The organism is Gammaproteobacteria bacterium (assembly GCA_022340215.1).
Taxonomy (GTDB): Bacteria; Pseudomonadota; Gammaproteobacteria; order JAJDOJ01; family JAJDOJ01; genus JAJDOJ01.
In genome coordinates this window covers 22,141-33,659 of sequence record JAJDOJ010000059.1, presented here as the reverse complement: position 1 = coordinate 33,659, position 11,519 = coordinate 22,141, and the positions used below count along the sequence as shown (strand labels likewise).

At 60.5% G+C, this 11,519-nt stretch carries 12 protein-coding genes; 5 read left to right on the top strand and 7 right to left on the bottom strand.

Going from position 1 to position 11,519, the window contains the following annotated elements; translation table 11 throughout:
* From LJE91_04480 to LJE91_04460, 5 genes are all read left to right on the top strand, one after another.
* Positions 1-1,779, top strand: a 1,779-nt coding sequence (locus LJE91_04480; protein ID MCG6867998.1) for a mechanosensitive ion channel family protein, incomplete at its 5' end; no start/stop codon positions are given.
* A 420-nt stretch (positions 1,780-2,199) separates the two neighbouring features.
* Entirely contained in the window at positions 2,200-2,523 is a 324-nt protein-coding gene (locus LJE91_04475) for a hypothetical protein (protein MCG6867997.1), read from the top strand.
* Between the two features lie 382 nt (positions 2,524-2,905).
* On the top strand, positions 2,906-3,226 hold the full coding sequence (locus tag LJE91_04470) for a hypothetical protein (GenBank protein ID MCG6867996.1): 321 nt from the start codon (positions 2,906-2,908) through the stop codon (positions 3,224-3,226).
* Between the two features lie 137 nt (positions 3,227-3,363).
* Complete coding sequence (locus LJE91_04465) at positions 3,364-3,825, top strand: hypothetical protein (GenBank protein ID MCG6867995.1); 462 nt, start codon at positions 3,364-3,366, stop codon at positions 3,823-3,825.
* Entirely contained in the window at positions 3,797-4,144 is a 348-nt protein-coding gene (locus LJE91_04460; GenBank protein ID MCG6867994.1) for a hypothetical protein, read from the top strand. The genes LJE91_04465 and LJE91_04460 overlap by 29 nt, the downstream gene beginning before the upstream one ends.
* 386 nt (positions 4,145-4,530) lie before the next feature.
* On the opposite strand, the gene LJE91_04455 is transcribed toward LJE91_04460, so the two are convergent.
* The 7 genes from LJE91_04455 to odhB all read right to left on the bottom strand — a co-directional run bounded on the left by LJE91_04455 (position 4,531) and on the right by odhB (position 11,504).
* Positions 4,531-4,842 carry a DUF1488 domain-containing protein gene (locus tag LJE91_04455; GenBank protein MCG6867993.1) on the bottom strand — a complete coding sequence of 104 codons (312 nt, stop codon included), beginning with the start codon at positions 4,840-4,842 and terminating at the stop codon, positions 4,531-4,533.
* A gap of 409 nt (positions 4,843-5,251) precedes the next feature.
* A complete protein-coding gene (locus tag LJE91_04450) occupies positions 5,252-5,455 on the bottom strand; it encodes a cold-shock protein (GenBank protein MCG6867992.1) in 204 nt (67 codons plus the stop codon).
* Between the two features lie 478 nt (positions 5,456-5,933).
* On the bottom strand, positions 5,934-6,596 hold the full coding sequence (locus LJE91_04445; protein MCG6867991.1) for an RES family NAD+ phosphorylase: 663 nt from the start codon (positions 6,594-6,596) through the stop codon (positions 5,934-5,936).
* Positions 6,597-6,648: 52 nt separating this feature from the next.
* Positions 6,649-7,041, bottom strand: a complete 393-nt coding sequence (locus LJE91_04440; protein ID MCG6867990.1) for a DUF2384 domain-containing protein — start codon at positions 7,039-7,041, stop codon at positions 6,649-6,651.
* A gap of 305 nt (positions 7,042-7,346) precedes the next feature.
* The gene (locus LJE91_04435) at positions 7,347-9,491 is read right to left on the bottom strand and encodes a bifunctional (p)ppGpp synthetase/guanosine-3',5'-bis(diphosphate) 3'-pyrophosphohydrolase (protein ID MCG6867989.1); all 2,145 of its coding nucleotides are present in this window, start codon (positions 9,489-9,491) and stop codon (positions 7,347-7,349) included.
* Between the two features lie 108 nt (positions 9,492-9,599).
* A complete protein-coding gene (locus LJE91_04430; GenBank protein ID MCG6867988.1) occupies positions 9,600-10,028 on the bottom strand; it encodes a secondary thiamine-phosphate synthase enzyme YjbQ in 429 nt (142 codons plus the stop codon).
* Between the two features lie 243 nt (positions 10,029-10,271).
* A complete protein-coding gene (gene odhB / locus LJE91_04425; protein MCG6867987.1) occupies positions 10,272-11,504 on the bottom strand; it encodes a 2-oxoglutarate dehydrogenase complex dihydrolipoyllysine-residue succinyltransferase in 1,233 nt (410 codons plus the stop codon).
* Positions 11,505-11,519: the final 15 nt, after the last annotated feature.

Here is an 11,519-nt window from a genome sequence, read left to right as displayed (position 1 = left end):
CAGATTGGCGCAGTCTTCGTCGCGTTTCTCCTTCTCCCCTCCATCGTCAGCGCCGAAGAACCGTATCCGCTGGAACCGCTCGACACCTCCAGTCCGGGCGGCACAATCTATGGTCTTATCGAGCAGGTGGATCGGGCCATTCGCTTCGGCCAGGAAGAGTTGTGGGACAATCCGACCTACAGCGGATTCCTCAGTCAACGGACGACGCTTCGCCAGGTGCTTCGCGCCGTCGACGTGTCCGAAGTGCCGGTGGCCAGCCGCCCTCAGGTGGGGGTGTCCGCGGCAATCCATCTGTACGAAGTCCTGTCGCGGTTAGCGCTGCCCCCTCGCGAAAAGATCCCGGACGCGGAGTCCTATGAGGCCGATGCGCCCGCCGTCTACACCATTCCGCACACCGAGATCTCGCTCGTGCGGGTCGATGAGGGGGAACGCGCCGGGGAGTTCCTGTTTTCACCGGATACGGTCTCCCGCGCCGAGGAATTCTACGACCGGTCGAAGCATCTGCCTTATACGCGGGACGTCCCGTTGCCCGACCTTGTCGGGAAGCTCGCCAACAAGCCCGGCTGGATGATCCCGATGCGGATCACAGAGGACCTGCCCACCGGCCTGAGGTCGACGTTTCTCGGACAGGGTCTATGGAAATGGCTGGGGCTGGCGTCCATGCTGCTGCTCGTAGCGGGCTTTCTCCTGCTCCTGCGTCGACTGATCCGGACCCATCCCGCTCGGCAACCCGTGTGGCAATACCTGCGCCGGCTCGTCCTGCCCGTGTTCCTGCTGATCATCCTGCCCATCTTCATCAGACTGGCCAACTTCCATATCCTGAACCTCACTGGAACGGTCGCCGTATGGCTCATACTGGCCGCGGGGGCGATTGCCGTACTGGCGGCGGCGTGGACCGTCTGGCTGGTGCCGCTGCTGCTGGCCGAGCTGATCATCGCCTCGCCCTCCGTACCCGAGGGGGGGCTCAATGCCCATCTGCTCCGCCTGGTGGGCCGTATCATCGGCATTGCGCTGGCCATCGTGGTCATCTTCTACGGAGCCAGTCTGATCGGCGTTCCCCTGCTCGGGCTCGTCGCCGGTGTGAGTATCGGCGGCCTCGCCATTGCCCTGGCGACCCAGGACACGCTCAAGAACCTGCTGGGCAGCCTGATGATCTACATGGACAAGCCCTACGAGGTGGGCCACCGGATCAACGTCATGGGCCATGACGGCGTGGTCGAGGAGATCGGTCTGCGCTCGACCAAGATCCGGCTCCTCAGCGGCCCCGTCACGACAATACCCAACGAGAAGATGGCGAGCGAGGACGTCGTCAACGTCGCCAAGCGACCTTTCATCCAACGCAAATTCAATGTCAGGATCTCCGTCGACACGCCTCCGGGGAAGATCGGCGAGGCGCTCGAGATCCTTCGGGAGATCGTGGCCGTACCCGCGAATGCCGGTGACGAGACCCCAGCGTCGGAGAACGGGGAGTCCACTTTCAACACGTTGGAGGTGAAGGTCGAACCCATCCCTCATCCCAACGAGGCCATCAACCAGCCGGACTTTCCGCCGCGCGTCTATTTCAATGACCTGACAGAGGAATACCTGAATTTCCTCGTAATCTACTGGTACCACCCACCCGAATACTGGGATTACCTGGAACACGCGACCCGGCTCAACACACAGATTATGGAACGTCTGAACGAGGCCGGAATCCGGCTCTCCGCGCCGCCGCGAAAGCTCTACTTCGAAGACGAGTCAGCACCTGTGCTCCCCGTAAATCCGCAGACCGCTTCCTGAGGAGAGTCCTTGGGCGATTTCTGTCAAATGACATACCCTCCTGCTTGTCTTTGTCGTCCGTCTTCTGTGTTGCGACAACCGTTCCATCGTTCGACGATGCGCCTGTTGTCGCGTCTCGATGACGAACGAAAATCCGGCGCGATCTGGTCTGTCATTTTCCGGCAATCGCCTTACGGCCTGCCGGATCGGCACATCCCGACTCGCCCCTACCCTCCGCTACTGCCTTGTCGCGATGCGCTGAACCGCAGGTAACCCTCTGCGTGCATCTCGCCCGCTTCGCGACTTGATTCAGTTTTGTTGCAATAAAGAGACATCCCATTTCCCGTTATTGATCCAGAATTTATGCAGTATGGCGAGCTTTCTCGTGTTGCCGCCTTATGTAAGGTGGTATGCTGTAGCGTATAGGAAACAGATAAGATCATGTTGACACACCGTTGTTTAATTGCACTTGCCGCTACCTTATTGGTGCTGGCAAGTTGTGCAACGGCGACACTCAAGGATGAAGGTGTCCGTCCCCCACCGGATTTCGCCCGAGCCCCGGCAACCGAGGGCGTGCTTGCAGACATGGCGCGCTTGATGGAGCGCGACATTTCACCGGCCAATGCATGGCAGGTACTCCTGGATGACAATGGAGATCTCTACTGGGTCAACCGCGTGGAGAAGATGGAATCGCAACCGGCTCGCGGCAGTTCACAGCGCGTGATGGATGCCATCTTCAAGATTTTTCCGAAGGACCAGTTCTGATCCGGGAAGGACAGGCGGTGTTTCGGCCGGGCGGCCATCGGCCCCCGTTGAAGAACTGTAGTACGGGTTTCGACCATTTGCCGGAATCGCAATATGGAAGGAAGACTTTTATTTTAACGTGACGGACCGAAGAGATCCAACCCATATGGACATCGTATTTGCAATGCTGGTACTTGCCGCCATCCCCCTGCTCACCGTGCTGTTCATTCTCTGGCGGTAAGCGCAGTTCGCAGGTGGTAACTCCCGGCTTGAACTCCCGCAAGGGGAAAACAGCGGGCAGCGGGCGTATTGTGCTTACAGACAGGCCCTTTGCGGACAAAAACATCCAGGCGCTTCTGTTTGGATGCGTGATCCAATCGTTTCTCCCTGCAGGGAGTTCCGAATGATCACGCCTACACAACCCACCTCGGGACGGCGGCGAGCCCGAACCTGCGCCCGGCGCTGGAATCATCTGTGTCGCTCGCTGTTTACGACGATTATGGCCGCGGTTCTCGGCACGGGCCTTCTCTCCTGCGTCTCCACACCGCTGAACCGCTACTCGACCGACACCCCGCCAATGATCCTGACGCGGGCCTCGAAGGCCGGCGTGCTCGATGGTCGCGCACGTTTCAGGGAGATCTTCTGCGCTATACCCGTCGCGGACAGGTTTTCACGAGAAGGTGTGTGTCATATTCGTTTCGTGGCAAGGCGCGATGACGCGTAATAGCGGCTCTATTGCAAGGAATCGCAACGCCGCTACGGGACGAAGAGGGCGTGTGTGCCGGGGAAACCTGTCCGTGACGGGATATCACAGCGGAGCGCGGCGAATCGCTTCCCGACTACCGCCCGTGCGATGCGGCGTTGGTCAAGCTGTCGGATGAACCGCCCGAGCACGGCAGACCGGTCAACCTCGGGCAGAGCAAATCTGGGCTGCGTATCGTCGCCATTCCCGGGATCGGCGGGTCGTGTTTCAAGCGCTTCCTGGACCCCAAGATCACCTCTATCACGCACGTCGCCAAATTCGGCTACGACTTCACGTTGTTCGAGGTCGATGCACTCTCCGACAGCCGGCGCAACGCCAAGCAGATCCGCGACCTGATCATGGGCATGCCGGACCAGGACGATGACAAGCCCCTGGCGCTGCTCGGGTACTCCAAGTGGGACCCCGGACATCCTCGAAGCGATCGTTCACTACCCGGAGCTGCAGACCAGGGTCGCGGCCGTCATCTCGGCCGCGGGCGCAGTGGGTGGATCGCCACTGGCGAACGATGCGTCCGAATCGATGGTGGACCTCTTGCAATACTTCCCCGGCGCCGAGTGTGATCCCGTCAACGAATACGCCCTGGAAAGCCTGAAACCCGAAGTCCGGCAGCGCTGGCTGGCCGACCACCCGCTGCCCGATACCATCCGATATTACTCGCTCGCCACCCTGCCCGACGAGGAGCAGATCTCCGCCGAGCTCAAGTCCAGCTACAGGAAGCTGGCACGGGTCGATGCGAGAAGCGACAGCCAGCTCATCTTTTTACGACCAGATCGTCCCCGGTTCGACCCTACTGGGATACCTCAACGCGGATCACTGGGCGCTGTACGTCGCGATCGGACGTTCCCACAAGTTCATCTCCGTCCGACGCCTCCTGTATGATTGCGCTCAGCCTGTCACCCTCTTCGCCTCGCTGCCGGCCATCACACCCTCCTGGGTCTACGTAATCCCACAGACCTGAATTCACTACCCCCGTTGGTGATTCTCCGCGTTATTCACCGAAAAAGCGCAGGTTCTGGAAGCCATCCACACCCATCCATCTGGCTACTCAGGGTGTTGTTCGAATGCTGATCGATCGAGGATCGAAGCCCGACTGGACGACGACGTGTAGGCCGGCTCGCTGAAGCGTCTGAGCCCGGGTTCGATTTTCCCGTGAAGCTGACCAAGCGTTCAGGTTTCCTTTAAGCACGAATTCGACAACCCGCTACGACGGATTCCTGGTTCTTGGAGCCGAACCCTTGTTGGAATATCTCTCCCGGACAATTGATTCAGACTTTGGCGTTCGGTTTGAAGTCGCGTGCGCGGATGAGAATAGATCCATCATCCTCAAAGTCCTGGTTATCGAGGAGCTTCCTCGCAGCATCCTGAATCATCGGTCGATGCTGGACTACGGACAGCATGGGCTCATCCGCTGAGGCGCCGAACTTTTTTATCAATGTCTCCAGAGAGATCCGGCAAAGAACACGTTCTTTGTTTACTTCCGCCGCAATCGTCGCCACTTTCGTTATCGGATTCCAGCACTCAAGCTTAGGAAATGAAATCGCAGTGCCTTTTGAGGCAGATGTTTGGTAGCGGCTCATCTAGGCACCGAGTAGCGTTCACTTGTGGTCAGGGAATACATGGTTCCAACTCGCTATTACGGCTTGGGAAAATATTAAAGGGTACCGATGATAGAGGCGCCCCCGGTTGAACACTCGTTGCCGCGGACCTTCTGCAAGAATTGATGAATTGGCATCAATCACTCGTTTCTACCAGCGGCTGAAAAACCAGTTCTGGAACGTCCGGCATCGTTTGCTTTAGAGTCGCCTATCTTGGGACTCTAAAGCCACGGCCCTATCACGCTGTTGAGGAGCTTTAAATAGTAAGGCGCTTCACCTGGTGTCAGGCAACAACCGAAGGTTTCTTCAGACTGAAAGTTGTCGAGCACAATGGCCAAATACCACCTGCAGCGGTGTTTGGCCTAGAACGCTGTGCGTGTTAGTTCGATAGTCAGGCAGGCTGTACGTTACTGGCACTTGGGCCTTTCTCTCCCTGCTGCACCTCGAATGTTACCTCTTGGCCCTCGGCGAGACTCTTGAATCCTTCACCGACGATGGCGCTGTGGTGGACAAAAACGTCTTTGCCATCATCCTGTCGAGCAATGAAACCATATCCCTTGGAATCGTCAAACCACTTCACTGTACCTTTAATCACGGTAGTAACCTATATAATTGATGAACTCGATCATTGCAGCGGGTTTCTTGGAGAAAGATTGCGGGCGAAACTGCAGAAAAGCTGAAGGAACCACCGAACTGACTGATAGTAAGCCGCCACAATCTATCCATATTACACTAAATTCCTGCAATATTCCACAAGAATTATGACCTGCATGACGGGCAGGAACCGATGCAGACCTGCCTACGACTTCGGTAGTACGCCGGGCGTCGGAAGACGGATAGGCCGACCTGCTCGCCCAACTCGATGACGCATGCGATAATTTCCGCAGCGGGAACTGTACATCGGATACTGCCGCATGCCAGCGATGCAGAACTGGCCGCTCCGGTTACATTGCAGGAGACTATCGGAAGATCTTCGGCGAACACACGTCTGGACTGTACTGATATCAACGGTGCCTCCCAACAAGACGGCGATTCCAGATATTTCTCGCAACGGCGGTGCAACCGCACCCGGCTTACACGGCCGGCGCCGACAGACGCCCTCGGACGAGGAAATCACGCGGTTCGTATTTGTGTATTGTCTGGCGTGTGAACGCGCCGCGGCGAAACTCCACCCGATCCCGTGTCGCGAAGCAGTGCCAGGTCTGGTAGGAGGTCGGTGTTTTCCGGGCGAATCCCGATGACTCGAAGACTCCCAGGCACGCCCCGCCCCCGGGATCACGCGCCGAGCGATATCGAAAAGCAACCACTCCGGCATCACGCATCGCTCGTCCCAGCGCCTGGGAATCCCGATAGCTCGTCTTCGAGGAAATCCGGCGGCGGAATGCCGAGAACGGTTCTTCGGTCAGGTCGATACCGGCATCCGTGTCCGCGATGGCCGAGTACGCGGTGAGCACGATCTGCAGCATGCCCAGGGCCGCGTCGGATCCATGCAGAAAGACGAGGCGATAGTAGGCGACCTCCGCGAGACCGGTCGGAATCGTTTCGGCGCCGTACCAGATCCCGCGCTCGCGCCGTGATCCGAACCGCGACCCGTGCGCCAGAGGCGGATATCGAAACGGGGTGATCAGCAGGTAGTGCAGGTTCGCATGGTCCGGCAAGGGTGGCTTCCGGGCCTCGACGATCTCTTCCAGCAGTTCCTGATCCTCGACGCTGTCCACCAGCTTCCGCGTCGACACCTGATGCTGCGCCTCGACCGTTCGCCAGGCGCGAACACGAAGATGTCTGACCTCAGAGCTTCCCGCGCATTGCGTCCAGATACTGGACGACATCCACCAGACCCTCGATGGTTCGGATCCGCTCGGCGGGGATCCCGTTCAGATGAGCGTTCGGTGCGCGAAACCAGGCGGTCGCCTTCCGCGTGTCTCCGCCAACCAGCGTGTCAAGACTCCGATACAGCCTGACCAGCAGGGCCGCGAATTCCGCCTCCTTGCCGGGATACGGCATCGCCCGACCCTGACGCAGCCGGGTCACCGAAGATTCACTGATCCCCAGGATCGCCGAGATCTCGCGATTCGTGAGCCCCAGGTGATCCGCGACACCGTGCACCGCGCGGGCCAGGACACGGGCGCGGTCTTCATCCGCGGAGGGGGAATGTTTTCGTGCTGCCGCTGCCTTCATCATTTGAAATTATAGAGATGAATGTTTTCAGATGCAATGATGATTCCCGCTCGGCAGAATCACACTCCCGGTAACGGACCCTGATCCGAACCAGCCCCCTCCAGGATGAAAGCTGGTCTGATGTCACATCCCTCCACCCCAGCGGTACTGCCAGACCAGCCCGATCGTGTCGAAATCGGTTCCGGTGCGGGCGGCGCATCCTCGATCAGCGCCCTCGCCGCCTCGTAGCGCCTTCGTGATAGGCCCTAGCCGCACTGCTGCAGCCACGAGCGACAGCACCCCCGCCAGGATAGAGAAAGCGTCCCGCCTCAGCCCGCACGACGGCGCACCTCGGTCACGTTTCGCACCTGTTGAATCTTGTCCATGATGCGCCCCAGCTGACCGGTGTCCTCGATCTCCAGGGTCAGGTCCATGCTCACGGCCAGGTCCTGCCGGTTGGTGCGGGTATCTGCGCGGATCAGGTTGACCTGTTCGTTGGACAGGACCGCAGTGATGTCGCCGAGCAGACCCTTGCGATCATAGGCGAGGATACGCACGTCCACCGGGCAGACCGTCCTGTCACTGCCCCAATCGACATCGATCAGGCGATAGGCATCACCGTCACTCAAGTGCATGATATTCTGACAGTCTTTCCGGTGCACCGTCACGCCCCTGCCCTGGGTGATATATCCCACGACGGCGTCGCCGGGGGTCGGCTTGCAGCACTGGGCAAGACTGGTCAACAGGTTCCCCACACCGCGGATGGTGATGCCCCCGGAGTCCCTTCCGCGCGTGGGGAGGTGCGTCTCGAAACTGCGCGGCTCCTGCGCGAGTCCCGGTACCCTGAGCGAACCCGAGAACTGCTGAGGTCCTATCTCGCCTCGCGCCAGCGCGACGTACAGTTCGTCAACCGATTGGAAATTGAATCGCTCCGCCGCGGGCTCTATCGCCTCCGAGCCGACACTCAACCTCTTCAGCTCGCGCTCCGCGATCTCCCTGCCCTCCTGAAGATGACGCTCCCTGTCCTGTCCCTTGAACCAGTTCCGCACCTTCGCGCGGGCCCGTGGCGTACCTAGATAACCCAGGTTGGGGTTGAGCCAGTCGCGGCTGGGCCGGCCTTCCTTCGCGGTGAGGATCTCTACCTGCTCTCCCGAGTTGAGACGATACGTCAGCGGAACGATGCGTCCGTTGACCTTGGCGCCCCGGCAACAGTGCCCGACTTCTGTGTGAACGCTGTAGGCGAAATCGAGCGGTGTCGCACCGCGCGGCAGGTCCTTGATCTCGCCATCCGGTGTCAGAACGAAGACCCGATCGCTGAACAACTCCGTACGGAAGTCCTTCAGCACGCGGGGCGCGCTACCGCCTGATTCCAGCATCGACCGCATGGAGGCAACGCTTCGCTGGATCATCCGGTCCGGTTTCGCTCCTTCCTTGTAGGCCCAGTGCGCCGCTACGCCGCGCTCGGCAAGGTCGTGCATCTCGTGGGTGCGGATCTGCACCTCGACGATTTTGCCGCCCGGCCCCGCCACGGCCGTGTGCAACGATCGGTAGCCGTTGCCTTTGGGATTGGCGATATAGTCATCGAACTCCTTGGGAACGTGCTGCCAGAGCGTGTGCACGACGCCGAGCGCGGCGTAGCAGTCCCGGACCTCCCCGACGACCACACGCACCGCGCGCAGATCATACAGCTCCTGCACCCCGAGACCCTTCTGCTTCATCTTCCGCCAGATGCTGTAAAGGTGTTTCGGACGCCCGTACACCTCGGCGTCGATGTCCTCTTGCCGAAGCGCCTCCTTCAGCCTCGCGACGAAATCCTGCAGATAGGTCTCGCGCTCGATACGCGATTCCTCCAGCGCCTTTGCCAGTCGCTTGTAGTCCTGCGGCTCGAGATAGCGAAACGCCAGGTCCTCGAGTTCCCACTTGAGACGCGCGATGCCAATCCGGTTCGCGAGCGGCGCATACACGTCCAGGGTCTCGCGCGCGACACAACGGCGCGGCTCGTAACGCTCCCTGGACAGGATCCTCAGGCGCTGTACGCGATACGCCAACTTGATGAGCATGGCGCGGATGTCCCGCACCATGGCAAGCAGCATGCGGCGTAAACGCTCCGCCTCCTCGGCGCTATGTACCTGCTCGTGCTCGCACTCGCGAAAGGTATTCAGCCAGTGGACGCTGTGCACGAGCTCGGCGATGCCCTCCCCGAAATTCTCCCGGATCTCGGCAGTGCCAACCGAGTCCCTCAATCTCGGATCGCTGAGCAATGCAGCGGTCAGGGTCTCGTCGTCCATGCCGAGCTCGTGAAGAATCAGGGCGACGTCGATGCCTCGTGGCCGTTCCGGCAGACCGCTGCCAGCCGTGAAGGCGATCTCCAGGGCACGGGCCGGTGCGCTCCCGGCGTCCGCAACGTCGATACCGAGCGAGGCCGCCACGGCGTCGCGGGCATCGGGGGTTTCCTTGATGACGCTCTTTACCATGACGTACGGATGCGATGATACGGGGTACCGATGTCCAGTAATCCGGTAACTCCGGTCGCGCGTGTGAATGAGCGGAGGAACAGGGTTATGATGAACCCCGCCTGCCGGTCACGCGTCGCGGCCATTGCCGTGTACGGTTACGATGACGGTCCGCCGGTGCGGCGCCGTGCGGTGTTCCCAGAGATAGATACCCTGCCAGGTGCCGAGTTCGCAACGACCACCGGCGACGGGCAGTGTCAGCTCGGTCTGGGTCAGGACGTTGCGAACGTGCGCCGGCATGTCGTCCGGCCCCTCGGCGGTGTGCCGGAACATCGGATCTCCGTCGGGGCACACCGACACCATGAATCGTTCCAGGTCCTCGCGCACCACGGGGTCGGCATTTTCGCAAACGATCAGTGACGCGCTGGTATGGCGCAGAAACAGGTGGCAAAGGCCCGTGTCGACACCCGATCCGAAGACGACCCGGCAGACGCTGCGGGTGATGTCGTGGGTCCCGCGACCGCGGGTCTCGAAGCCGATTGACTGCTGCAGGTACATGGATCCGTCGGGACGGGGACTTCTGCCGGGGGCTGTCGGGAGGAACTCCATTTTAGGCGATTTCTGTCAAATGACATACCATCCTGCTTGTCTTTGTCGTCCGTCCTCTGTGTTGCGACAACCGTTCCATAGTTCGACCATGCGCCTGCCGTCGCGTCTTGATGACGAACGAAAATCCGGCGCGATCCGGTATGTCATTTTCCGGCAATCGCCTTAGCGCAAGCTGCGCGCGCGAGCGTCCGGTCAGACGTCCAGCAACATCCGCGACGGGTCCTCGAGTTGCTCCTTGACGGTCACCAGGAACCGGACCGCCTCGCGGCCGTCGATCAGACGGTGATCGTAGGACAGCGCAAGGTACATGATGGGCCTCACGGCGATCTCTCCGCCCACGACCACCGGTCGCTCCTGGATCTTATGCATCCCGAGGATCGCGCTCTGCGGCGGGTTGAGGATCGGGGTCGACAGCAGGGAGCCGAAGATCCCGCCGTTGGTGATGGTAAACGTCCCCCCGGTCATCTCCTCGAGGGACAGCGCGTTAGCCTTGGCCTTCCTGGCGAACTCCGCGATCTCGGCCTCGATCCCGTGGAACGACAATGTCTCAGCGTCGCGCAGCACCGGCACCACCAGGCCGCGCAGCGAACTCACCGCGATTCCGATGTCGAAGTAGTCGTGATAGACGACGTCCTCGCCGCTGATCGAGGCATTGATCTCGGGAAACTGCTTCAGTGCCTGCACGCAGGCCCTGACGAAGAAGGACATGAAACCGAGTTTGACGGAATGGGCCTTCTCGAAGGACTCGCGGTACCGGGTGCGCAGATCCATGACCGCCTTCATGTCAACCTCGTTGAAGGTGGTGAGGATGGCGTTCTCGTGCTGTGCCGCCAGCAGGCGCTGCGCGATCCGCTTGCGCAGGCGCGTCATCGGTACCGCGCGATCCTGCCTGCCGGGGCCGGTCTCCGCAACGACCTGTTCGCCGGTGGCCGGCTCAGCCACGGGCGTCCCGGAGGACACAGCCTCTGGCTTCGAGGCCAGGTGATCCCGAACGTCGGCAGGTGTCAGGCGTCCTTGCTTGGATGCCGGGACGTCACCTGCTTGCAGTTGGTGTTCAGAGAGCAGCTTGCGGACCGCGGGACCGAGTTTGGGAGGTGCTGAACTTCCCTCGTCCCGCCCACTGTGTTTCGGTTTTGAAGACATGCCCGCGGTTTCGGCAGGTGCCTCTTCCGCCGGCGTATCACCCGCGCCCGGAACTATCACCGCGATCACTTCGCCGCTGTTGACGGTGTCGTTTTCCACCTTGCCGATGTCCTTCAACACACCGTCAACCGGCGCGGAGACCTCCAGCGTCACCTTGTCGGTCTCCAGATCGGCAAGATGTTCCCCCTGCGTGACCCGGTCCCCCACCGACTTGGTCCAGTTCACGATAGTCGCGTCGGATACCGATTCTGCGAGTTCGGGCGCCTTGACGTCGATCAGCACGGTATTTTCCTCTTG